General features: G+C 70.2%; 29 protein-coding genes and 3 pseudogenes. 2 read left to right on the top strand and 30 right to left on the bottom strand.

The window, feature by feature from the left end:
- Positions 1-21: 21 nt before the first annotated feature.
- Positions 22-792, bottom strand: coding sequence for a pentapeptide repeat-containing protein (locus D9V36_RS20200; protein ID WP_129295018.1), 771 nt, complete (start codon positions 790-792; stop codon positions 22-24).
- Positions 793-842: 50 nt separating this feature from the next.
- Positions 843-1,913 carry an ABC transporter permease gene (locus tag D9V36_RS20195; protein ID WP_129295017.1) on the bottom strand — a complete coding sequence of 357 codons (1,071 nt, stop codon included), beginning with the start codon at positions 1,911-1,913 and terminating at the stop codon, positions 843-845.
- A gap of 147 nt (positions 1,914-2,060) precedes the next feature.
- On the opposite strand from D9V36_RS20195, the gene D9V36_RS20190 reads away from it, so the two are divergent.
- Positions 2,061-2,507, top strand: coding sequence for a MarR family winged helix-turn-helix transcriptional regulator (locus tag D9V36_RS20190; protein ID WP_241720951.1), 447 nt, complete (start codon positions 2,061-2,063; stop codon positions 2,505-2,507).
- 470 nt (positions 2,508-2,977) lie between these two features.
- Here D9V36_RS20190 and D9V36_RS20185 read toward each other — a convergent pair whose 3' ends face one another.
- The 13 genes from D9V36_RS20185 to D9V36_RS20130 form a co-directional block, all read right to left on the bottom strand.
- Positions 2,978-4,948, bottom strand: a complete 1,971-nt coding sequence (locus D9V36_RS20185) for a glycoside hydrolase (RefSeq protein ID WP_129295016.1) — start codon at positions 4,946-4,948, stop codon at positions 2,978-2,980.
- 477 nt (positions 4,949-5,425) lie between these two features.
- Positions 5,426-6,286 (bottom strand): RNA polymerase sigma factor SigF, encoded by an 861-nt coding sequence (locus D9V36_RS20180; RefSeq protein WP_129295015.1) that lies wholly within the window; start codon positions 6,284-6,286, stop codon positions 5,426-5,428.
- 222 nt (positions 6,287-6,508) lie between these two features.
- Positions 6,509-6,748, bottom strand: a complete 240-nt coding sequence (locus D9V36_RS20175) for a hypothetical protein (RefSeq protein WP_129295014.1) — start codon at positions 6,746-6,748, stop codon at positions 6,509-6,511.
- Between the two features lie 239 nt (positions 6,749-6,987).
- Positions 6,988-7,458 (bottom strand): hypothetical protein, encoded by a 471-nt coding sequence (locus D9V36_RS20170; RefSeq protein WP_241720950.1) that lies wholly within the window; start codon positions 7,456-7,458, stop codon positions 6,988-6,990.
- Between the two features lie 358 nt (positions 7,459-7,816).
- Positions 7,817-8,047 carry a hypothetical protein gene (locus tag D9V36_RS20165; protein WP_129295012.1) on the bottom strand — a complete coding sequence of 77 codons (231 nt, stop codon included), beginning with the start codon at positions 8,045-8,047 and terminating at the stop codon, positions 7,817-7,819.
- Positions 8,048-8,074: 27 nt separating this feature from the next.
- Positions 8,075-8,398 carry a hypothetical protein gene (locus tag D9V36_RS20160; protein ID WP_129295011.1) on the bottom strand — a complete coding sequence of 108 codons (324 nt, stop codon included), beginning with the start codon at positions 8,396-8,398 and terminating at the stop codon, positions 8,075-8,077.
- Entirely contained in the window at positions 8,395-8,649 is a 255-nt protein-coding gene (locus D9V36_RS20155) for a MarR family transcriptional regulator (RefSeq protein ID WP_129295010.1), read from the bottom strand. Before D9V36_RS20155 ends, D9V36_RS20160 begins: the two co-directional genes overlap by 4 nt.
- A gap of 103 nt (positions 8,650-8,752) precedes the next feature.
- Positions 8,753-9,082 (bottom strand): esterase, encoded by a 330-nt coding sequence (locus D9V36_RS42670; RefSeq protein WP_129295009.1) that lies wholly within the window; start codon positions 9,080-9,082, stop codon positions 8,753-8,755.
- 81 nt (positions 9,083-9,163) lie between these two features.
- Complete coding sequence (locus D9V36_RS20145; RefSeq protein ID WP_129295008.1) at positions 9,164-9,376, bottom strand: hypothetical protein; 213 nt, start codon at positions 9,374-9,376, stop codon at positions 9,164-9,166.
- A gap of 42 nt (positions 9,377-9,418) precedes the next feature.
- Positions 9,419-9,679: a hypothetical protein gene (locus tag D9V36_RS20140; RefSeq protein ID WP_129295007.1), complete on the bottom strand. Its 261-nt coding sequence runs from the start codon at positions 9,677-9,679 to the stop codon at positions 9,419-9,421.
- Positions 9,680-9,730: 51 nt separating this feature from the next.
- A complete protein-coding gene (locus tag D9V36_RS40990; RefSeq protein ID WP_164992990.1) occupies positions 9,731-9,907 on the bottom strand; it encodes a hypothetical protein in 177 nt (58 codons plus the stop codon).
- 25 nt (positions 9,908-9,932) lie between these two features.
- Positions 9,933-10,283, bottom strand: a complete 351-nt coding sequence (locus tag D9V36_RS20135) for a MarR family transcriptional regulator (RefSeq protein WP_129295006.1) — start codon at positions 10,281-10,283, stop codon at positions 9,933-9,935.
- 111 nt (positions 10,284-10,394) lie between these two features.
- Positions 10,395-10,742, bottom strand: a complete 348-nt coding sequence (locus tag D9V36_RS20130) for a DUF317 domain-containing protein (protein WP_129295005.1) — start codon at positions 10,740-10,742, stop codon at positions 10,395-10,397.
- Positions 10,743-10,961: 219 nt separating this feature from the next.
- On the opposite strand from D9V36_RS20130, the gene D9V36_RS20125 reads away from it, so the two are divergent.
- A complete protein-coding gene (locus D9V36_RS20125) occupies positions 10,962-11,228 on the top strand; it encodes a hypothetical protein (protein WP_129295004.1) in 267 nt (88 codons plus the stop codon).
- 9 nt (positions 11,229-11,237) lie between these two features.
- On the opposite strand, the gene D9V36_RS20120 is transcribed toward D9V36_RS20125, so the two are convergent.
- From D9V36_RS20120 to D9V36_RS20060, 15 genes and pseudogenes are all read right to left on the bottom strand, one after another.
- Positions 11,238-11,726 (bottom strand): hypothetical protein, encoded by a 489-nt coding sequence (locus tag D9V36_RS20120; protein ID WP_129295003.1) that lies wholly within the window; start codon positions 11,724-11,726, stop codon positions 11,238-11,240.
- A 66-nt stretch (positions 11,727-11,792) separates the two neighbouring features.
- Positions 11,793-12,743, bottom strand: coding sequence for a DUF317 domain-containing protein (locus D9V36_RS20115; protein WP_129295002.1), 951 nt, complete (start codon positions 12,741-12,743; stop codon positions 11,793-11,795).
- Between the two features lie 120 nt (positions 12,744-12,863).
- Complete coding sequence (locus tag D9V36_RS20110) at positions 12,864-13,706, bottom strand: winged helix-turn-helix transcriptional regulator (RefSeq protein WP_129295001.1); 843 nt, start codon at positions 13,704-13,706, stop codon at positions 12,864-12,866.
- A gap of 23 nt (positions 13,707-13,729) precedes the next feature.
- Positions 13,730-14,545: a large ATP-binding protein gene (locus D9V36_RS20105; protein WP_129295000.1), complete on the bottom strand. Its 816-nt coding sequence runs from the start codon at positions 14,543-14,545 to the stop codon at positions 13,730-13,732.
- A complete protein-coding gene (locus tag D9V36_RS20100) occupies positions 14,542-15,210 on the bottom strand; it encodes a hypothetical protein (protein WP_129294999.1) in 669 nt (222 codons plus the stop codon). Before D9V36_RS20100 ends, D9V36_RS20105 begins: the two co-directional genes overlap by 4 nt.
- Entirely contained in the window at positions 15,207-15,683 is a 477-nt protein-coding gene (locus D9V36_RS20095; RefSeq protein WP_129294998.1) for a hypothetical protein, read from the bottom strand. Before D9V36_RS20095 ends, D9V36_RS20100 begins: the two co-directional genes overlap by 4 nt.
- Positions 15,680-16,450: a glycosyl hydrolase gene (locus D9V36_RS20090; protein ID WP_129294997.1), complete on the bottom strand. Its 771-nt coding sequence runs from the start codon at positions 16,448-16,450 to the stop codon at positions 15,680-15,682. The genes D9V36_RS20095 and D9V36_RS20090 overlap by 4 nt, the downstream gene beginning before the upstream one ends.
- On the bottom strand, positions 16,447-17,046 hold the full coding sequence (locus D9V36_RS20085) for a DUF4913 domain-containing protein (protein ID WP_129294996.1): 600 nt from the start codon (positions 17,044-17,046) through the stop codon (positions 16,447-16,449). The genes D9V36_RS20090 and D9V36_RS20085 overlap by 4 nt, the downstream gene beginning before the upstream one ends.
- Positions 17,047-17,139: 93 nt before the next feature.
- Positions 17,140-17,475 carry a hypothetical protein gene (locus tag D9V36_RS42110; protein WP_241721409.1) on the bottom strand — a complete coding sequence of 112 codons (336 nt, stop codon included), beginning with the start codon at positions 17,473-17,475 and terminating at the stop codon, positions 17,140-17,142.
- A 279-nt stretch (positions 17,476-17,754) separates the two neighbouring features.
- Positions 17,755-18,021 (bottom strand): annotated as a pseudogene (locus D9V36_RS42665) (DNA cytosine methyltransferase); the annotation flags it as partial.
- 121 nt (positions 18,022-18,142) lie between these two features.
- Positions 18,143-18,316, bottom strand: a pseudogene (locus D9V36_RS42660) (hypothetical protein); the annotation flags it as partial.
- A gap of 1 nt (position 18,317) precedes the next feature.
- Complete coding sequence (locus D9V36_RS20075) at positions 18,318-18,893, bottom strand: hypothetical protein (RefSeq protein ID WP_129294995.1); 576 nt, start codon at positions 18,891-18,893, stop codon at positions 18,318-18,320.
- Between the two features lie 47 nt (positions 18,894-18,940).
- A complete protein-coding gene (locus D9V36_RS20070) occupies positions 18,941-20,107 on the bottom strand; it encodes a DnaB-like helicase N-terminal domain-containing protein (protein WP_129294994.1) in 1,167 nt (388 codons plus the stop codon).
- Positions 20,104-20,361: a hypothetical protein gene (locus D9V36_RS20065; protein WP_241720949.1), complete on the bottom strand. Its 258-nt coding sequence runs from the start codon at positions 20,359-20,361 to the stop codon at positions 20,104-20,106. The genes D9V36_RS20070 and D9V36_RS20065 overlap by 4 nt, the downstream gene beginning before the upstream one ends.
- Positions 20,358-22,140 (bottom strand): annotated as a pseudogene (locus D9V36_RS20060) (type IV secretory system conjugative DNA transfer family protein). The gene D9V36_RS20065 and the pseudogene D9V36_RS20060 overlap by 4 nt, the downstream one beginning before the upstream one ends.
- Positions 22,141-22,190 lie beyond the last annotated feature (50 nt).

The raw sequence follows: 22,190 nt of genomic DNA, 5'->3' as shown, positions 1-22,190 counted from the left end.
GTCGTGGGAGGTCGTGGCGGATCAGTCGATGACGTTCAGGCCGAGGGCGGTGCAGATTTGGGCGGCCTGGTCCGGGGAGATGACGGCGCCGCGGAACTGTGCGGCGATGGCGATGGTGAGTTCGCCGAGGTCGGCGCCGCGTAGATCTGCGCCGGTGAAGTCGGCGGCCCGTAGGTTGGCTTCGGCGAGTCGGCAGTCTTCGAGGATGCAGTCGCGGAAGTCGACTCCGCCGAGGTCGGCTTCGGTGAAGCGGATGCCGATGAGGTGGGCGCCGCGCAGGCTCAGGCCGTTGAGATTGGCGACGGCCAGGTTGCAGCGGGTGAGTTGGAGGCCCAGGCCGCGGTGGCCGGTGAGGCGGGCCCCGATCATGCGGCAGCCGGTGAAGGCAGCGTCGGCGAGCAGAGCGCCGCCCCACTTGGTATTGGCCAAGTCGGCGCTGTCGCAGGTGAGGTCGCCGCAGTCGGCGTCGGTGAATTTGGCGCCGGCGGCGCTGCCGCCCTGCCAGCGGGCCTGATCGAGCAGGGCGCCGGTGAAGTCGGCTGCTGTGGCGGTGCAGTCGGTGAAGACGGCTTCGGGGAGGTGGGCGCCGCGCAGGTTGGCTTCGGTGAAGGTGCAGCGGGTGAACGTCCGGGGGCGGGGATCGTGGCGCAGGGCGGGGCGCAGGTCCAGGCCGGTGAAGTCGAGTCCGGTCAGGTCGGTTTCGGTGGCGAGCAGCGTCAGTGGGTCACCCTGCTGCCCGGCCGGGTCGGGGTCGTGGCTGTGGGGGTGGAATGGCGGGGGTGCTGCGGTCACGGGTGCGGCCTCGCTCTGGGGTGTCGGGGTGGGTGTGCGCGGGAGCGCGATCAGTGGGAGGGGGCGGGGTCGGCGGTCTGCCGGGGCAGGGCGTTCGTGTCGTTGCGGGGGCTGGTGCGGCGGGCCTTGAGGGTGTCGTAGGCGAGGGTCAGCAGGAGGCCGGCGAGGGCCCACAGGGCGAGGGTGAGCCAGTAGCGGCCGATGCCTTCGCTGCCGAAGTACATGATCTGGCGCAGGCTGCCGGAGGTTGAGGTCATCGGCAGCAGGTCGTGCAGGGCGCGGATGGGGGCGGGCATGGTCGCGATGGGCAGGGCCGCTCCGGAGGCGGGCATGCCCAGGAACATGAAGATCGCGACGGCGGGCAGCGGGGTCATGCGCCCGCAGAAGCGGGAGAGGAACACGGTGGCCATGCCGACGGCCATCACGGTGAGCCAGCCGGTGAGGAGGATGGCGGGGGCGAAGCCGTGCACGGCGCCCAGGATCGGTCCGGTGATGAGCCAGACGGCGATCGCGGCGGCGGCACCGAAGGCGGCGAGCGCGGCCACCGTGCGCCGGCGGGTGAGTCCGGTACCGAACACGGTGGAGAGCATGACCGCCGACAGGTATCCCGCCAGGGTCAGGCCGATCGCGGCGTACATGGTGCTGGTGTCGCTGGTGTCGTCGGTGCTGAGCGGGACCAGGTCGCGGACCTGGAGGAACTGGTGCTGCTGGACGGCGGCGTTCGTGAACGGCGCGGCAGCCAGGTTGACTTGGGCGGCACCGGCGGCCGAGGCGGTATAGAGCACCGGGCCGCTCGGGCGTGGCGGCTGGGCGAACGTCGTGCTGGGCGTGCCCGCGGCGCGGTCACCGGGCGCCGGCGTGGGGACGTAGGCGGCCGCCACGGCCCGGTGTGCCACCAGCTTCCGGGCCCGTTCGGCGGAGGCGACGGTGCTGACGTCGTACGCGTCGCCCAGGCCCTTCCGCAGGGAAGCGGTCAGCGGCCCGGTCTGCGCCGGTGGTCCGGCGACCGCGATCTTCAGGTGGTGCGGGGTCGGTGCGTGCATCGCGGCGGTGTAGATGCCGACCAGCAGCACGGCCATCGCGAACGGGAACAGCAGCACCCGGGCTATCGGCCGGACCATGTCTCCTCCTCGGAGCGTTTGGGCGCGGTCGTGTGTGCGCCCCGGAAAATACATCTCCCACGATACATCTCTTGAGATGTATTACTGTAGATGTATCATCCAGGATGTTCCCGAAGGAGGGTGTGCGTGCTACCGCCGACCAGTCCCATGAACCTCGCTGACCTGCATCAACTCGGCAGGCGCCTCACCGCTGCCGCGACCTCGGCGATGAAGGACACCTCCGACCTGGGGCCGACCGAGCTGCTGGTCCTGGAGTGCCTCTACACCACCGGACCGCAGCCGGTGGGGTCCATCGCCCAGCGCACCGGCTTCGCCCAGAGCCGGGTATCCACGGTGGTGGCGGCACTGCACAAGAGGGGCCTGGCCGAACTGGGTACCGACCCGGCCGACCGTCGCCGCACCGTCGCCAAGATCGCCGAACACGCCCGCACGCAGGCCAAGGAAGCCAGGAGCCGGGACGCCGAACCGACCCTCCGACAGTTGCTCCCCGCGCTACCCGACGCGGACGTCGACGCGGTGATCGCCGCACTGGGAACACTCCATGCCGCACTGGGCGAGGCAGCACCAAGTCCCTCCGGTGATCCTGACCTCTAGCTCGCAGCGTCCGGCGGATGGCCTGCCCACTGATGGCCAAGCCGGCGCGCGCTGTGTGCACCGAAGCCGGCTGACACGCGTCGAAATAGTCTGGTCCAGCATCTCAGCCCATTCGGTCGCCGCAGGTAACAGCCGCAGGCGTGGACCAGATCGTTCAGACGGGGCAGCAGCACTCGCTGACATCCTCCGGAGGCGCTGCATAGGTCCCTCGATCCAGCGATGGCACCACACCTGTTGCACTCGATCCGGTGGGCTGCACCGCAGCTGAGCTGCACTAACCTCCAGCGGCCGCGCTCACGCAACAGTCCGAACCCCAGAGAACCCGCTGTGCGCCCTCTGCCGTGCCGAGGTCGAGGCCGCCAGGTGAGGGCTGCTCCGTGCCGTCGTTTGCTGACATTGCCGGTCTTGATTGACGCCCGGCGCCGGCAACCGTGGCGCGGTTTGCCGACGTCGGGCGGCGGGGCAGATGGTCAGGATTCGATGGCTCGGTAGACGAGGCAGAGTTCGTTGGCGTTGGCGTTGGCGTTGGCGGTGGCGAGCGCGGGAGCGGAGAGCGATGTCCCGTGAGGGGTGCGCTGGAAGGCGGACCATGTCGTGCCGTTGAGGACACTGAGCCAGGTCCTGTTGTCGCCTCCACGGACGGCACAGTGGAGCTTGTTGCCGTGTACCGCCAGGGCGGGGGCGTCCGGTGTGGTTCCGGCGAGACGGACCGGGGCGCCCCAGCCGCCGTTGCGGGGGTTGGACGTGATCACGACGTAGCCGTTGGACCTGTCCCGTTGGGCGATATGCAGCGTTCCCTGGAAGGCGGCCAGGGCCGGCGCATGGTAGCTGCGTACCCCGGGCAGCAGCTGGAAGTTCGTCCAGGTGGTGCCGTTGGAGGACCAGTCGCCGACCGGCAAGCCCATGAACAGGTTGCGGAAGTAGTGCAGATAGCCATCGCGCACTGCAAGGGCAGGAGCGCTGAAGGACCCACCGGGGAGCACCAACGGAGCGGACCAGTCCGATCCGTTGGTGCAGGACAGGAGCCGCGCCTGACTGTTTGTCGTGGTGTAGGCGAGGTACAGCCTGCCGTTGAAGGAGGTGAGCGCAGGGGCGTGGCGGGTCCGGAAGTAGGGGAGGGGGCTGAACCCGGTCCAGGTGCCTCCGTCGCGTTTGCTGATGTAGATCTGGTCGGCCATGCCGCGGACCGCGCAGTAGAGGCGGCCGTCGTGCATCGCCAGGGCGGGCGCGTCGGGGGTCTTGGCCCCGGGCCACGGCAGCGTCGGGGCGCTCCAGCCGGACGGCGTGGAGGTGAGGAGGGTGACGTTGTTGCTGGTGGGGACCGCTGTCCCCCTCATGTACAGGGTGCGGGAGCCGTGCACGTAGGAGCCGGTGCTGAAGCCCCAGGCGTACTCGCGTCCGGGCTGGGCCGCCATCGCCTCCAGAGCCCGGCGGTCGAAGCAGAGCGTACGCTGTCCCACCAGGTCGTCCTTGATGTACGCCATGATCTGGGCGATGAAGTAGGCGATGCCCGCGAGCATCAGCGTGAAATTGGCCGTCGCTTCCAGTTCCGTCCCCACGGCGTGCTCCGCCAGTTCATCGGCGACGTAGTGGAGCTTTTCCGCGATCCTCTCCATCGTTCGCTGCAGCTCTGAGGGCGGGCCGTGGTCCTCTTCCCAGCACTGGATGTGACACACCACGACCTTGCTGACAGAGCCGTAGAACAGCCTGGTGTCATCGGCGAAATACTTAGTTTCCCCCTTGTCGACGTCCCCGAACGTGGGGGAGTGATACCGCTGGGGCATGGCATCGCTGTCCGCGCCGGCAGCGGTGACCCAGTAGATCTCGTCCGACCCACTCCACTCATCCGTCTCGCTCGTGGTGTAGAACCGGTGCAGCCTCAGCGCAGCCTGCATCGACACCAACGACTGTGTGGCCTGGTGTCCCGACGCGGTCACCATCGTCGCCCCGTGCCCGTATGCGTCCACGCCCCCCATGAACTCCTCCGAGTCCAGGGTGCCGCCCTGCCCCTCAGCAGTCGGAGCATCGAGGTCGACCACGCTCACGTTCGGCTGGGCCGCCACCTCCGCACGCAGCAGCGGCAGATCCCGGGCCAGGTCCTCGCTCGCGTATCCCTCTTCGACGGGGCGTTTGGCGAGGCTGTCCGGAAACAGCTGCGGGCGCAAGGCGGCCTCTTCCTGGTACACCCGGCCGAAGTCGCACACCTCCTCGTCCGAGAACAGCCCGCGCATGGGCTCCACCAGCCGCGCTTCCAGATCCGTCAGCTCCAGACCCGCCTGAAGCCGGGCGGCGCCGTGCAGCATCACCCCGTACAACAGACGCGTCCCCCGCGAAGGCTGCACCCGGCCCTCGGCCCCCTTGGCCGGGCGCCCCTGCAACTGCCCGCGCAGCCGCTCCAGCCGCTCTGTCCGCGAGATCGTGAAACTCTCGGCCGTCGTCAATGCACTGCTCCCAAGACTCGACAACCACGGCCCGGACCTCCAAGAGGCGCGACCGCAGTACCCGAATCCTCCCAAAAGTTACTACGCAAAGCGATAGGTCGATTACGGAAAGCGTGACGCGGGTCCCGGTCCAGCACATGGTCGATGCAGCGAAGGCGCCACACGTGTTGCACTCAATATGGTGGCTTGCACTGCGCTGAGCTGCACCAGCCCCGCGCGCCCGTGGTCATGCAACAGGCCGAGCCCCAGAGAATCCCCTGTGCACCTCATGCCGGGCGAAGGTCGAGGCCGGGCGGGCCGAGGCGTCCGCCGCGTAGCTGTCCGGACTTCGACCGCCACAGCTCATCCGGCGCTGCTGCTGGAGCGCGATCCGTCAACTATTGCCCTGTCGGGGGCGACCGCTGGCCTGCGGGTTGAGCGTGTCGTGACTTCGCGTGGGCCAGCCGCACTGGTTGCAGCGCCCCGGGGCTGGGTCTTTCAGTGGTCGGTGAGCATGCCCTTGCGGAGCTTGGCCAGGGTGCGGGTGAGCAGGCGGGAGACATGCATCTGGGAGACGCCCAGTTCGGCGCCGATCTGGGACTGGGTCATCTCCTGCCCGAACCGCAGCTCGACCAGCTGCCGCTCGCGGTCGTCGAGCTGGTGCAGCAGCGGGGCAAGGGTGCTCAGGTTCTCGACGGTCTCCATCGCCGGGTCGTCCTCGCCCATGACATCGGCAAGCGTGCGGCTCTGTGCCGAGGAGTCGGAGTCGGTGGGCATGTCGAGCGAGCCGGCGTTGTAGCCGTTGGCCGCGACGAGCCCCTCGATGACCTCTTCCTCGGACAGGTCGAGGTGGGCGGCGAGTTCGCGGACGGTGGGGTCGCGGTCGAGCTCGATATGCAGCTGTTCCTTGGCCTTGGCCAAGTCGCTGCGCAGCTCCTGGAGGCGGCGGGGGACGTGGACGGCCCAGCCGGTGTCGCGGAAGAACCGCTTTATCTCGCCCAGGATGTAGGGGACGGCGAAGGTGGAGAACTCCACCTCGCGGGTGAGATCGAAGCGGTCGATGGCCTTGATCAGGCCGATGGTGCCGACCTGGATGATGTCTTCCATGTCGTCGCCGCGGTTGCGGTAGCGGCGGGCGACATAGCGCACCATCGACATGTTCATCTCGATGAGGGTGTTGCGCGCGTACTGGTACTCGTGCGTGCCCTCGTCCAGGTCCTGGAGACGGTCGAAGAACCGCTTCGACAGCTCCCGCGCGTCCCGGGGGGCCACCGCGCTCGGACACTCGACTGCCGGCAGCTCCGTGCCCACCTCGATGGTGCGTTCGGGGGTGGCGGTGTCGTTCACGGCGGTGATCATGGTGCCCTCCCAGACGGCCGAACGGGGTGGACGTCTCGCGGTCGCCTACCCCGACCCACACAATGCATGTGCGTGAGGTGGCTCACTCCTGGTGTCCGGGCGCCTGGACAACACCCGCGGACCTCTACCTCCTGGGCCGCGACCTCGCATCGTGGTCCACGACCAGGAGGGCGGCGCAGTCCTGCCTCCGTCTCGTGCAAACTGAGGTACGTACCCTGTCCATCAGGCGCCGACGTCATCGCCGGACGCGACACCCCAGACACCGGGACCCCCGCCGCGCCACTTGATCATGGGGTCGCTCAGCCGCACTTCTTCGGGGTCCATGCCGGCTCGGCGCAAGAATTCCAACAGGTCGACCACCCCGTAGGCGACGCCGACGGGTGTGGCATCCACATGGACGCGCCGGCCACCATCAGGGGACGGAGGGTGCACCACGATCCGGGTGCCAGGCAGGTCGGTCATGAGTCCACCTTGCCGACGATCGCTGCCACACGCCTGCCGACGCCCTCTCGCGACACTCAGCGGCCCGGGCAAGCACGAGGCGGGGTGGGCTTTCGTCTTCGGCCCCGATTCGACGAGTGGGGAGCGGGGCCGCCTGTGTTCGTGGGGTCGTGAACACCCCCTCAACGACAGGACGGGGAGTGAGGCAGCGCAGTCCCCGATGCGTCCTCCTCCTGTCCGTCGCGGCGATTAAGCGGCGCTCACTGGAAGGGGCTCCAGCGGCCGAAGTGGGCCATCAGCTTTCGCGCGGCGTCCTCGTTCAGTCCGAGGGCGGAGGCAGCCTGCTCGGGTGTCGCGTCCCGCCGGGCATCATGGGCCGGCCAGTACCCGACCTGTGCGGCGGATACCTTCAGCCGGCGGGCTGCGCGAACGGCCGCCAGTGGCGAAGTCTTCGCCAGCTTCTCGATCTCCTCCTCCAGTTGGGTCAGCAGGGTGGTGACCGGCTCTGGCAGAGGAATAGCCGACTGTTCCACCTCGGCGGTGTGTGCGTCCCAGTCCTGCGTGCACATGTCCGCCGTGCCGCTGGCCGCCTCGACCAACTCCTGGTCGCCGATCGCGTCCCAGCTGAGTTCGTGCTCCGGGCCATTCCAGCCGCATGAGCACACCGCCCTCAGCGCGGCCGCCCGCGGTACGTGCGCGAAGCCGCCGTCGTAGACACTCCAGTGCGACACACACTGCCCGCCCGCACCAGAGTTCGCATCGAAGAAAGCCGGGGCCGGGACGGTGCCGTCAGCCAGGAGCACACCAACAGCGCCCGCGTGAAAGGAACCGAACTCCTCAGTCGTCCACGTCTCCCGCTCACCCATGACGCCCCTCCAGCCACCTTCGCCTGTGGCGCCCCGGACCGGGGTGCCGCAGACGACAATGCCGCAGCCCCGGCTGGCCTCACTACCGGATTCGCCGAACAGGCGACCCGCTGTCCCTTGAGCTGGCCGGGGACATCGCCGGCACCTACCGGCAGAAGGCGAGCGAGATACCAAACGCCGAGGAGCGCCATCGACATGTCGGTGGCGCTCCTCGGCAGGACGGTCAACCGCGAGTGGCGTTCTTCGGCAGCCCACCTCGGAAGTCGCAGCCGGGGCATTCGTCCTCGCCCTGGATATGTCCCTCGTACCAGCCGTGGACGGCCGCGTGCAGGATCGCCTCCTCCGCCGTGGCTTCGCCGCGATTGACCGCTGCGATGGCGTTGCCGACGACTACCTTGAGCGCGGCGTTGTCTGGTGAGGGAAACGGCGGGGACGGCATTGGCGAGTCGGTCATGCCCTGAGCCTAGGGGGCAACGTGCCGTCATTCAGTGGAATCGGCGTTCGAGGGAAGCTCGCCGGAACTGGTCAAGCGGTGGATGCTGAGCCGGACTGCGACAGAGCGGAGCCCAAGCTCATTGGAGAGGGCCTCGATAGACCTCTGGGGTGCTTCTCGTAGCCGGTGGAGGACGGCGCGGTCGTTGGCGGCGTCCTGGGACCGGCTGATCCGGTAGGCACCGATGGCACCGGCTGCGACGACGAACAAGGCGATGCTGCAAGTGCCGTAACTGTTCTGGACAGCAGCCGCGATGGCGGTGACCGCTCCAGCGGCGGCGACCAGAGAGGAACCGACGAGGAACTTGTTCATGACGCTCCACGTCCGGAGGGCACCGGTGAGGCGGGAGGAGCCGACTCGCCGTGCAGGTCACTGCGGAACCCCCGGCCGACCGGCTTCCAGCCCTCGAACGTGGCCGGCTTCCAACGGGGCCGGTCCGGGACGGTGGTGTCGTCGGGCGCGGGCAGGCTGCCTCGGCTCTTGCGGTTGCGGGCGGCGCTGACGCTGATGCCCAGGTGGGCGGCGACCTCCGGGTACCCCCAGAGCTGCTGGTCGTCGGCCATCGTGTCCTCCTCGTTCGTCGGGGATGAGCGTACGCAACGCGGCTGGGCGTACGGCAAGGCCGCCCCTGCCGGATCGGCGTGGGGCGGCCTTGTGCGGTTTCGGTCAGACCTGGGCGAGGCGGTTCGTGAGGTCGAGGGCGGCGGTCGCGACCGCGAGGGCGGCGCTCAGGCCGAGCACCTCGTGGAGGGTCGGGCGGACCAGGCGTGGCCAGTCGTCCGGGGCGGCCGGCCAGGAGGCGAGATGCACCTCGGCGGTGGCCAGCCCCAGGTGGGCGGTGACGTCCCACCCGGCGGGGGAGGCGGGCTCCCAGCGCAGGCGGATGTGGCCGAGGGCGATTCTCGGGGATTCGGCGGCGAGCCAGGTGACGTCGAGCGGTCCGTCGGGCCGGGCGGAGACGCGCTGGACCAGCGCGCCGCGTACCCCGTTCGGCATGGGGCGCATGGCGAGGCCGTGCAGCGGAAGGGGGTGGGACGGGCGGGATCGAGAGGAGATAGGAGCCTCCGGAGCTGTGGGTCAGGCCCAGGCGAGGGCGTCGCTGACCGGGGTCGGGAGGTAGTCCTCCTGGCCGTTCTCGGCGATGAACGCCTTGCCGTCCCGGACGACCACCTCGGTCCCCACGTAGTGGGCGAAGGGAAAGTCCGGGTTGATGGCGAGGCGAATCGGAAGACTGGGGTCAAGGTCCTGGAGCTGGCGGAGCAGGTGGCCGACGGTCAGGTGAAGGGGCATGGGAATCTCCGAGAGTGGTGTGGGACGGCGGAGCCGGGGATGTCAGGAACCGTTGAGGCACAGCAGGTCGCGAACGGCCTTCGGTCCCTCGGTGTGGGTGGCGAGGTGCCGCTTGCGGCTCTCGTTGACGTAGCCCTTGCTGGATTGCTTCATCTCCCAGTTGCCGCACGAGCAGATGGCCTGGGTGTAGGCGCGACCGGGGCAGTCGGGGTGGAGCGGCTTGCCGGAGCTGGTGTGCTTGTGGTGCGCCGGGCAGAGACTGTGGTCGGCGTGGTGGTTGGTGAGCGGGGTGCGGAAGGGCATGGTGAAGCTCCTCGTGGGTGGGGTGGGGCGATCGGTCGGCCGGGGCGACGACTACCGGGTGTGCGCGGCCAAGAGGTCGCGCTGCCACTGGCGTCGTTCGGCATGACGGGCGGCACGGCGGCGGAGGGCCTTGGCGCGGCGGCCGTACTGACCGGGGAGGTAGAAGCAGGTGCAGCGTCGGGCGTAGGCGCACTTGCGGCGGTAGCCGGGGCGGGTGGCCAGGAGCATGCGTACGGTCGGAAGCCTCCCGGAGTCAGTGGGTGAGTCGGTAGGAACCGCTCTCCGAGAGCACCAGGCCATCGGCGATGAGGCGTTGAAGCGAGCTGCCGACCCGGTCCTTGTGCAGGCCGGTAGCGGCGCAGATCTGGGGGAGAGACGAGCCGGGGTTGCCCGCAAGGTGGGTGACAACTCGGGTATCGCGGCGACGCAGGTAGTCCTGGAAGCTGCCCGTGGTGTACGCCAACGCCACCCCGCAGTAGGCCATGACGAGGCCGTGCCACACCGTGCCGGATCCGGTGACAGCGTCATAGGCGCCGAACGCGCTGGCGCTCAGGCCACCGATCCAGTTCGTGATCTGGACCAGGTCGTCGGAGTAGATGGTCATGCGCAGTGCGTGCCCTTTCGGAAAGAGTGGGGAGATGGACCGGACCGACAAGGTCGGGGTCCGAACGAGTGCCGGTGAACGGGGCGGGCCGCCACGGGCCCGCCCGGTGGTTCAGCGGGAGGAGTGGGCGACGAGGGCGGCGATGAATCCGGCGACGCCTTCGGAGGGGGTATGAAGGCCGAACTCCTGCACCCACGGGTCGCCGTCGGTGGGCTGCACCCGGATCTGCCAGACGATGTTGCGCTTCCAGGCGGTGGGGTCCTCGGGGAGCCAGCCGACGTAGACCCGGCCGTCCGGGCTCATCGCGTGGACGTTGGCCTCCGGGGTGTCGACGAGTGCCCAGCCGAGGGTGCCGAGGAGGTCGAGCACCGTGTCCGCGCAGTGGTCGGAGGAGAGCCAGTGGCGGTCTTCCACGGTGGGGCGGACGACGGCGGGAAGGAGGGTGGCGGAGGCGTTCACGGTTGCACGGTCCCTTCGTTGACCTGCGGTTTTTCCCAACACCCGTACGTTGACATGCGGTGTGCCGAAGTGCGTAGTCCGTTCCCGGGAAGTGGCGTCTGCCGTGGGCGAACTGGCGGCCGTCAGCAGAAAGCCGGTGGCCCGGGAATGGATCGGCGGGCGTGGTTGTCCTAACCGGGTTGCGGCAACGGGCCGCACGCAACCGAAGGGGGAGCAGGAGTGGCGGAGCCGAGCGGGCACTGGGACGGCGCTGGGCTGGAGCGCAAGATCCGTGCGGCCGGGCGGCCTTGGACGGTGGGCGACATCGCGATGGTCGACGACGGCCAGTGGGCCGTCGGTACGCAATCCGACGGGCGACGGGACCAGGACGCGGTGGTGGAGGACCGGGTCGCGGATGGGCGTCGCGTCGAATTGACGGTGGAGGAACTGGCCCGCGCGGTGAACTCCCGCATAGGGGGCGCCCACCGCGACGAGGACCTCGCCTGACCGGACCGCTCAGCGGTGCGGCCCCCGTCCGGCCCCGGACGGGCCGACAGCGGCCGAAACAGCGGGCTGCTCGGGCAACTGGCCCAGGGCGCGTGGAGAGTGCCCGGAGCGGGCAACAGCGGCCTGGGCCAGCCGGACTGCCGGGGCCCGGTCCGCGGTCGCGGCGGCTTCACGGGCCTCGACCACGCGCTTGATCGCCTGCAGATACGCACGGCTCTCCGTCTGGGCAATGCGAAGGTCGACCGCCGCTCCGGTGATCTGGTCCTCTTCGTAGAAGCCCGGTACGTACCCGGGACGGGTCAGGGCGTGCAGACGGTCCTGGTGAACGGACACCGCGTGGTCGGTGACGGTCAGGGCCGTACGGGTGTGCATGGCCGAGCGCAGGAGCGGGTCCTCGCAGGGGCTGCGGACCGCCAGGGCTTCCAGAGCGTCGATCGGATGGCCCCAGGCTTTCTCGATCATGGCGGTGGCCTGGTCGAGTTTGGTGGCGTCGGGCATGGCGGAACTCCCTTATTCGGAGGTGCTGTTCGGTTGGGCGAGGTCCCGGAGGGTCCGGGGTGGGAGTCAGCGGCTGCGGCGCGGAGCCGACGGGCTGAGCAGTGGCACGGCTGCGGGCACGGGGCTGGGCGCCTCGGTCCGTGTCGAAGTCGCGGTGCGACTGCGGGCGGCCATGACGCGGAGTTCGGCGGCAGTCCGCGGGGCGCGTGCGGCGCGGTGAACGGCCTGAGTGACAGCGGTGCGCCGCACGTCGAGCGGGGTCGGAGCGCGGGAGACCGAGGGCTCGGCGGCCGGCGCGGCCGGGGCGGCCGGGGTCAGCGTGACCAGGTGCTCCATACGTCGATTGATCTGGCGCCGTTCACGGATCACCGGGGCCGAATCCGCCATGACGGCCGCGGTCGCGGCGATCAGATGGGACGGGGTGCGGGTGGTGAACACCGCTTCCGCCCGAGTGCCCCAGCCCGGTGGACCGGCCCACAGGGTGATGGCCTCGGCCTCCGGGCCGTAGCTGCGGTTGTCGATTACGGCGCCGGCCTGGCCGTCGGGGGCGACGATCTCGACCGTGCCGGGCGTGGTGGGGACGCCGCGCTTCCAGCCGGCGTCGGTCAGCGGTCGGACGGCTTCTGCCCAGTAGATCGACGGGTTCGCCAGGAAGCGTCCGTTGCTGTCGTAGGGGTCGGCCTCGGCGTAGTCGTGGGCCAGGGCGGTGGTGAGGCCGGCGACGATCTCGGCCGGGGTGACGTGGTTGAAGGTGGCCGTCCAGCGCGTTGCTGAGGCGGCCTCCGTGGCCGCGCTGATCCTCCACAGCTCGAAGTCATCGCCGAACCATCCGACCCTGATCCGCTGGTCGGGCGAGGTGACGAGGAGCTGACAGGGCCCCTCGTCGAGGTAATGGTGCGGCCAGTGGGCAACGGGCGCGAAGCCGACTTCGCCGGACCCGTCGGAGCCGGCCAGGTACATGGGGCTGACCAGTACGTCTTCGTAGAGGTGCGGATCGTAGGCATTGCGGGCGCTCATAGTCGAAGCTCCGGGGCATGGGAGGGGAGCGCGCCCGCGTGCGCAGCGGAACGAACTGCTGGACTGCACGCGGGCGCTGTGGCAACGGGGAGACGTGGCTGGCTCTCAGCGTCACGACGGTCACCGACCCCGACCCGGGGCTGACTGGGCGGTCACGGCCGCTGGCACCCGCGGTTGCGGCTGCGGGGCGTGGCTGAAGAGGGTGCTCGGCGCGGCGGTGCTCCGGCGTAGGGCCGCTGCGGTCCGGATGCTGTCCGATCCCGGCGGGACGCTCGTATGCATCCGCGTGGCCGCCCTGACGGGGGTCGGAGGTGCGGCGTTGCTCCGTGCGGCGACGGGGTTGCTCCAGTGCTCGACGGCCGAGTAGACGGGGCCCAGCGCACGCCCGGCATCGGTCAGGACGTAGGGGGCGCCGTGGCGCGGGCCTGTGCGGGTGACCAGACCGTCGGCCTGAAGTCGGTTGAGCCGATACCGGGTGAAGCCGTTGTCCAGACCGGCCTCCTCGGCGATGTCGACAAACCGCATGGGGCCGCCCTCATCAAGGAGCTGGACCACGGCGGTCGAATGCCGAAGATGCAGACGCCGCACGGCGTCCTCGACCCGTTCCGCTCCGGCCACCTTGCCGAGCGACAGGTGAGCCTGGGACCAGTCCGACAGAGCGCGGTGCACCCGAGACAGCGACTCGCCGAGTGCGCTGAGCTGGTACGGAGCCCCGTGGCTGCCGTCGGTACGGGTGACCAGCCCGTCAGCGTGCATCTGGGCCAGCCGCTTACCGACGAGCTGCTCGCTGATGAACGGGAGCCCGGCGGCGACATCGCGCACACGCATGTGATGGCCCTGCTGAGCCAGGGTCTGCGCTGTCCAGGTGGTCCACTTCGGCGCTATCAGGGCCAGCGCAGCCTCGACGCGCTGAGCGTCGATCGAAGCGATGGAGAAGGTGCGGGGCTGTGCGGGGGTGGGCATGGTGGCGTCCTGTCGGAAAGGGGTCAGCGGGAACGGCCGGGCTTGGTCGCGGGCGGCGGGGGTGCCGGATTCGTCGACCGAGGCGGTGATGCCGTGTCTCGCGCGCCACGGCGCAGGGCTGCGGCAACGCGCGGATCTGTGCCGCATCCGCTACGGAAGACGCTTTCGCCGAGTGTCGTGAGTGCTAGCCGCTGGCCGAAACGCAGCGTGGTGCTGGTGTCGCGCTCGACCCATCCCGCGTCGTGCATCGTCAGTACCGTGGCAGGGTCGATGCGCTGTGACCCCGCGTCGGTGGCGACACGGAGGCCGGAGCGCCATACGCGCTCTTTCAGCCATACCCGACTGCGCTTTATCTCTTCGAGAGCCTGCAACTGTTCGGGGGAGGGAGTCGGCCCGGCTGTAGGTGTGCTCGGCATGCCCGATGTCGGCGCCGGCCTGTCAGGGGCGGATGCTTCCGAGTGCTCAGCAGCACCCGCACCGGGCATATGGCGCTGGTATGCGGAGATGGCCCCGAGGAGCTGGTCGTACGCCCGATCCTGCTGGGTGAGAAGATCCCCGAGCTTCGGGACGGCAGTTCGCAGCAGCGCGTACGAGACCCGTGCACCGCCGAGTTCACCGCGACCGACGGGTTCGAGCAGCCGGAGAGCATCCTTGGCCGCGTCCGTCACCCGGTTGTGCTGCTCGTCCAACTCGTGTGCGGCCCCGATCACCCGCGTCGCGGATTGGTACAGCGGTTCGCCGGGGCGGCGCGTGATGTTGAGCGTGCTGACTTCTGAGACGCCGAGCGTCTCGGCAACGAGGTGTGTACCGGGGTGCGTGTTCGCGTCGTACGGGTTCACTCTGCCGTCTCCATCCGGGCGAGCAGGGAACGGACCAGCGTGGGCAGGCTGTTGGGCCCGTCGCCGAGCCGGATGTGGTCGGTTGCCTCATCGAGGACGTACGCCGCGTCTTCGAGGAGGCCGCTGGAGATCTCCATGCAGGCGTCGGTGATCCGGGAGGCTGCGAGCAGCGACTCGGAGAGCACCTCGACGTAGTCGCCCGGTGTGAGGCCGGCAGCCTCGGCGGCTGTGCGGATCGCCGCCAACTCCAGCCCGCTGAACGCGAAGTCGAACTCATTGCCCCGCTCGGCGCCACCGGACGTGGCGACGATCGGGTTGCGGGGCTCGGCGGGGATGCCCGCGCGCGTGCAGATCTGGTCGACGGAGGTGGTCAGCTCGGCGAGGGACTCGGTGAGCCATCCCAGCGCGGCGGCGTAGGAGGCCAGGGTGAACAGGCCCGCCGGAGTGGTGGGACGCGGCTCGTCGGCCACGAACCCTTCGAGCCGGTCGTTCAGCTCGCAGACCACCCGGGGCCCGGCGGACAGCGCGCCCAGTACGGGGTGCAGGTAGGAGCGGTTGGCGGCCGTCGGGTACTCGGTGGTGAGGATTGCGGAGACGCTCTGCGCGGCGTCGGTGAGAAGGTCTGCCAGTTCGGTACGGGGCAGAGGGGTACGTTCGGCGGTCATCGCTGGGCGGCCTTTCGGGGGGCAGCGGCCGTGGGCCGGGCTGCTTCTGGAGGAGTTGCGGGGGTATTCGTCGACCGGTCGGCCGTGAGGGACGAGCGGGAGCGGGCGGCCTGCACCCGAGCCTCGGTGGCGGAGATCGTTTCGATGTCCTGCCGCAGTCCGGTGCGGAGGTGGGCGGAGCGGTAGACGGCGTAGTCCTGGCGGCTTCCGGCGGCAACGAGATAGATTTCGCGCTTGTGGTCCGAGGTCGGCGGAGCCGTGCGGAACTGGATGACCATCCGGTAGGACACGGTGGGGTCGACGTAGACCTTGTGGAAGCCGGCGAGACGGCCCTTCAACGGCAGACAGTCGTCACTGCCGTGGACCAGGTTCTGCAGCTCCAGCAGCGCCAAGTCACGTATCTCGTCGGGAAGCTCCCGCAGGTCGGCGATGGCGTCGGGGTGCGCGGCAAAGGCGAAGCGGGCGCGGCTCACAGCAGCATCCCCTGTACCGGACGCTGGATGGGCCCCGCCGTGATCGTGCGGGGCACGTCGAGGCCGGTCTGCGGCGTCGCGGAGGCACCGGGTGACCGGGCGAGAGCGACGCGGGCCCGGACGACAGCAGCGTTGTGATCGCTGTACTTCGGTGGCTCGGGCAGCGGCCCGCTGCCCCCATCCAGCCAGGTCTGGGCGACACCGACGTCGGCGAAGGCCCCCTCGCGCATCGTGTACGTACCGGCGCCGTGGTCCCACTCCTCGTAGAAGAGACGAACCGGCGCATGGGTAGCGAGGGAGTCGCGGACAAGCGTCCACGCCTCGCTGGGGTCGTAGTCGGAGGTGTAGGTGTCTATGACCTCGTAGCGCGTACCCGACTGCTGGATCTGCTGTTCCACCTGGACCGTGAGGTCGTCGGCGGGCTCGATGTAGTCGCCACCTCGCAGAGCGATCCGATCGAGCGGGCAGCCGCGTTCTGCCAGCCAGTTCTGCGCGAAGGACGCCGTGGCGTGGTGGCTTGTCTCGAACGTGAACGTGGACTGTCGAAGATCGCGTGCGACCGCGATCGCCACGAGCTGCGGCTCGCCGGGGACCCCCCACGTGACCGACCCGTCGTGGGCGAGGACGAAGGTGTGGGAGCCGTTGGGCGAGGTGTGATGCTGGGACAGCACCGTCAGGTCGCCGGCCCGGAAAGCCTCCATCGTGTCCTCGGAGGCGTCGTCGGCCGGAATGAGATCGTCGAGGCCGAAGTCGAAGACGTCGCTCACGCCGCCACCACCCTCTGCTCGGGCGCCGGAGTGGCCAGCACACGATGGTTGGGGCGGCTCGCGCTCGTCGTACAGGCTGCGAAGGGCCCGTCAGGCGCACGCAGGTGCGCCAGCGTCTGGTCCAGGTGGTCGCGGTGCCAGGTCGACGGGCCGGACAGGCCGGCCTCCGCATCGGTGAACTGCTGCCAGGCGAGCCAGAGGGCGTGGAGCCGGGCGACGGCCTCGGGGTGCTCGTGCCACTGCGCGCACCACGGACGATTCGTGCTGATCTCCCGGCCGTACACCGGGAGGAAGAGGTGGTTCACCCAATCGCTGAGTGCAACGAGTTCGGCAGCGTATGCCTTGCCGCCCAAGGCGATGATGAACACCGAGGTAGGGCCGTCTGCCTGCTCGTCGTCCGCCGCCTCGGCTGCCGGAGCGCTGTCCGTGGGCGGGCTGGCCGCGGATTCGGGCTCGGAGCCGAGGCGGTCGAGGATGACACCGTGCTGCCTGACCTCGGCCATGGTCTTGGCGAGGGTGCTGGCGAGGTCGTCGAGGTCCTCGTCGTGGACGCGGAACGGTTCGGGTTCGGGGGTGGTCGGGCTGGTGTCGGACATCGGGGCTTGCTCCATCTGTGAGACGGCGACATGCCCCAGAGGATGCGGAGAATTCGTGGTTTGGCCCGGCCGGAAAAGTCCGGTAGTGGGGCGCTACACGGCCGTGCAGCGCGGGCACCGCGGGAAGGGCGGTGCCAGCAACTGCACGGCGCGTGCTGCCTGTTGGGGGACGACTCCGTTGCCGAGTGCGGTGAGCTGAGCCGGTCGTCCGAGCCCGGGGGTGGCGGTGACCCAGCCGTCATCGAGGCCCTGCATCCACTCGACGAAGTCGGCACGGAGCCGGCCGCCCGCCTCGGTGGGCTCGGGCGCGGGACGGGTGAGCTTCTCCCATCGGGTGATGGCGGCTGCGTATGCGCCCCATCGGTCTGCTCGGCTCCGGGAGCCGATTCCGTCCAGAGCGGCAGGACCACCGTCGGCAAGGGAGGGCATCCCTTGCCGGGGCGGCGGCCCGGTGTGCCCGTGTTGCTGGCCCGCAGTGCTGCCGCCGCGCTCGGCAGGGTCAAGTCCCCGTTGCCGTGCCGCTGGCGGGGCGACCCTTTGATCCCGTCCGACGCTTTCGGCGTCGGCAGGAGCCACTCGATCTCGTCGGCCAGGTTCGGCCCGTGGCCCCCGCTCTTCCTCTTGTCGGGGTGCTGTGAGCCGCCGTTCTTCGCGAGGTTGCTGGTCGGCGTCTTGAGCAGGGTGTTCGGCGGGCCAGGCGGCGAGGAAGGTCCGCTCGCGACGGTGCGGGGCCCCGACGTCGGAGGCCCGAAGCACGAGCCACTTCGCGTCGTACCGGAGGTCGGCCAGGGAGCCGAGTACGGCACCGAGTGCCCGCAGAGGAGGCTGACCTGGGGTGTCTCCCAGACACCACGGGCAGGGTTCCACGTCGCCAGGGGAACCGGCGGGGGAGGTGAGGAGGCCGCGCACATTCTCGATCACAACCAGGCAGGGGCGGAGGGCTTCGACCGCACGGGCGACGTGCAGCCACAGCCCTGAACGGGTGTGGGGGGTGAGTCCGGCCCGTCGGCCGGCGACCGAGACGTCTTTGACAGGGGAAGCCCGCCGTCAGGACGCACACCCGGGGGACGGCGGACCAGTCGACGGCCGTGATGTCGCCCAGGTTGGGCACCTGGGGCCAGTGCCGGGCCAGGATCCGCGAGGCGTCCGGATTGACGTCGGCGTGCCAGGCCAGCGTGCCGCCGACGGCGGACTGCACTCCGAGGTCCAGTCCCCCGTACCCCGAGCAGAGCGAACCGATCAGCGGAGAGTGCGCGATGGTGGTCTCCATGTCACCGGCCCCGAGTGACCCGGTCGGCAGGAGCTGCTGATGCCGGGGTGGTAGCGGGAGGCGCAGTGAGAGCGGGAGCCGCGGTCGTGGACCGGCTGCGGGCGGCCTGAAGCCGCGCGGACGGGGGCGAGACCGTCGCCGAAGCGGCGTGAAGGGAGTCGGCGACTTCGCGGAGGGCTGTATGCGCCTTGCGGAGGGCACCTTCCGCCACCCGCGTCGCACCCTCCCGAGCATCCCGGGCATCAGGCTGGTCACGGAGGTGCTCGGTCTGGTCCAGGAACGAGCGCAGATGGACCGCCGCGCCCAGAGCGGATGCCGCCTCGCCGGCGGGCGCCACAGCGGCGGCGAAGCTGGTGATCACACTCGCGCTGTGGGGTGCCTTGTTCTCGGAGTTGGCGCGGAAGAGAACCTGGTCGCCCAGGGTAGTGATCAAAGCTCCGAGCTGGGAGATCTGCCGTGCGACGGCCACGGTGTCGGACGAGCGGTCGCCGGGGGCGGGCAGTTTGTTGCGCTGGGCGTCGAAGGCGGATGCCGTGGCGCGCAGGGCGCGGGCATCGGCCACAGGTGTGTTGTTCACGGTGAATCCCAAGGAGGAGGACGAGCGACGGGCGGGGGAAGGGGGTTTCAGCCGTGTCCGCGAGAGGGCGGTCGCACGGCGGCCGGGCTGGGGGCAGAGCGGGGCGGGGCCGTGGATGGCGCGACCGGGCGCGGTGCGCTGCGGGCGAGGGCGGCGTGCACCTGCGCAGAGGGAGGCCCGTTCGGCAAAGGGGCTGGGGGTGTCGGAGCGGGGTGTCCGTTTGCGGCCTGCCAGCGGGTGCGCACTTCGTCGAGGGGACCGAGCGCGTGCAGGGCGTGGTTGATGAGCCGCCCGGGGGCCAGGGCCTCGTCCTCCGCCAGCGCTCGGATGGAACGGGCGGAGGCGGCGGCGGTGCGGGTGACGGAGGAGCGCATCACCTGCTCGCCGAGCCATTCGGCGCTTCCAGGACCCACGCCGTCGCAGATGGCGGCGAGCTGGTCGCTGGACAGCGTGCCGTCGGCCAGCAGGCCGCGTCGCTGGGCCTCCCAGAGCAGGGTGATCCGGTCGATGGGCTCGCCCCGGTGGTGCAGTGCGCCGAGACACCGGTAGACCTCCCCGCGGGCGGGGTCGGCGAAGTCGGCCGGCCGCAGCCAGCCCACCACCTCGTCCATGCTCCTCGGCCGCTCGGCCAGGACGCCGAGAAGGACCTGCTCCTCCTCGGCGCCCTTTGCCCAACCAGGCGGCGGAGCTGCGGCCGGACTGGGGGCCGGCGAGGTGCCAGGGTCTACCGGGCGTGGTTCGGTTCCCCACCGTCGTGCGAGATCGCTGAGCACGTCGCGTAGCACGTCCGCGCAGCGCACCGCTCCCTCGACCTCTCCTTGCAGCGCGTCCGCGCGGGCAGCCTGGTGCAGGCGGATCGCGTGCGCGGTGACGCTGCGATGGATCGCACCCTCCAGCACCATCCGCCCGTACACGGGAGCATGCCCGGGGCGCGGACACGCGGAGATCAGGGTGTGAGCGTGCGACGCGGTCAACCCTCGGACGTGTTGTCCCGCCTCCGCCACCGTGTCGGTCACCCACGACAGCGGCACGGAGTCCTCGGCCGTCGATGCTGGGTGGCGGTCAGCGTGGAGCTTGTGCATCGCGGCGAACAGGGCCTGGTGGACGGGGCGGTGGAAGTGCTCCGGGGTGAGCCAGCCGAGCTGTCGAAGCTGGCCGGGGTCGAGCAGTACCGCGCCGAGTACCGCCTGCTCGGCTTCCAGCAGCGGGTTCATCGCCGCCTCCCGCCAGGACGGACCCGAGGCTGGTCCTGCTGGATGCGGGGACCGGCGACGGCCTGGTCGGCCGCCGCCATCGCGGTGGCGAAGCGGTTCAGCTGGCCCGTGAACACCGGATCCGTGACGGCGACGGAGCCGGACATCGCGACCAGCCACCACCGGCCATCGCGCCGGACGGCCGGCGACTGCCCGAGAGGTCCGGAGCGCACCGAGGACGGGAGCGGACCGGGCGAGGACGCGAGGGCACTCATGCCGCCTGCCCGAAGTCGTCACGCGTCTTGGCCTGGGCCCGCTCGGTGATGGCCTTCGTCGCGCGGACCGAGGCCGGACCGATCACCTTGGCGGACCGCTCCTTGTACCAGGGCTTCAGGTCGAGCATGGCAACCCGGATGCCGGTGGCCAGGAGCAGCGCCTTGCCCTTGGGGAGGGCACGGATCACATCGGGCGGCAGAATCCGCTCGGTACGCATGCTCACCGTCGTGGACTTGCCGCCCTCGCTCATCGACACCGACGTGGTCTGGACCTCGTGATCACCGCCCTGCCTGCTGATGCGATCGGCGAAGTCGGCATCATCGACACCGGATCCGACGATCTTGATGGTGGCGGCGGACCAGAGTGCGTCCATCCCGGCATCGCCCCAGCACCGCTGTCCCTGACGGTAGGACTGCAGGATCGTCATCGGGATCACGCCCCGGGAGCCCAAGTGGCTGTAGAGGTCGGGGAGGTCGGAGATCCGGCAGACGTTGGCGGCCTCGTCGAGCACGCACAGGGCGGGCGGGTCGAGCCGTCCGCCGGAGCGCTCGGCGACGATCACCGCGGCACGCATCACGGCGTCGGCCGCAGCGGCGATGATCGCGCTCGCGCTGCCGCCGCCGTCCTTGCTGAGCAGGTACAGGGTGTCGCGGGAGGTGGCGAAGAGGGCGGGCTTGAACTCGGGCAGGTCCGGGCTGGGGGTGACCCAGGCAACGACCTCCGGGTCGAGCAGGCAGCTCGCGTACTGCCGCGCGGTCTCGTAGATGCCGTCGCGGGTCTCGGTCGCGCCGGAGACGGTCCCTTGGAGCTGGGCGGCGACTGCTTCGTGGCCGGCCTCGGTGAGCAGGTCGACCGGGGTGCGGTCGGCGGGTGAGGCGAGCCAGGCCGAGACGTCGGTGATCGGCCGCCGGTGGCTGGCGGCAGCCAGGAACAGCGCGCCCAATGTGTTGGACGCGGCGGTGGACCAGAAGTCGGTGCTGTTCGACTCGTCCACGCTCGCGGTGGCGAAGTGTCCGGCCAGACGCTTTGCCCCGGCCAGGTCGCGGGCGTCGGCCAGGATGTCCCACCACATCTCGCGCGGGTGATGGGCGATCTGCTGGGGGTCGAGGGCCCAGATCGTGCCGACCTCGGCCCGCGCGTCCACCGTCGCGGTGAAGGCATCGTTGGCCGCCTTGTTGCTGGTGAGCAGGACCGGGCCGGGCGCCGCGAGGATCGCGGGGATGGCCAGGGTGGAGGTCTTGCCGCTGCGCGGGGCCATGATCGCGACGATCACGTCCTCCCAGGAGGCGCGGACCTTGGCCCGCCCCCGGGAGAGGGTGCCGAGCAGGATGCCGCGGTCAGCAGGGGCGACCTCTTTTACACTCCCGGCCGCTCAGGGACGGCCGCAGGCTCCGGGCCTTGGCGGTGATCTGCTTGTCCAGCAGCGGGGCGAGGTCGGCCTTCCCGGCGAGGCCCGTCTGCGCGCCGCCACGCAGCCGCACCCACAGCACCAGGGCGAGGACAGTGAGGCAGACGGACAGCAGGCCGGGGCTTATCCGCGCGCCGACCAGCAGGGCCGTCGGGCCCAGGTGCGGCCACAGAGCCTCGGGACGAAGCAGCGCTTCGGTGGCGCCGTACGGGGTCCAAGGGCCGCTGCCGAGAACGAAGTTGGTGATGTTGCCGGTCAGCCAGGCCAGCGAACCGAAGGTGAACGCGAGGCCGAGTATGGCGAACAGGAGGTAGAGGAGCGCGTCCGACCCGGTGGTGGTCGAGGGCGCGCTGGTACGCGGTGCGGGCATGAGCGTGGTTCCTGAAAGTGAGCGGGCGGTGGGGGCGGGGCGCGCTCGGC

Source organism: Streptomyces lydicus (assembly GCF_004125265.1).
Taxonomy (GTDB): Bacteria; Actinomycetota; Actinomycetes; order Streptomycetales; family Streptomycetaceae; genus Streptomyces; species Streptomyces lydicus_C.
This window is presented reverse-complemented; position numbering and strand designations above follow the sequence as displayed.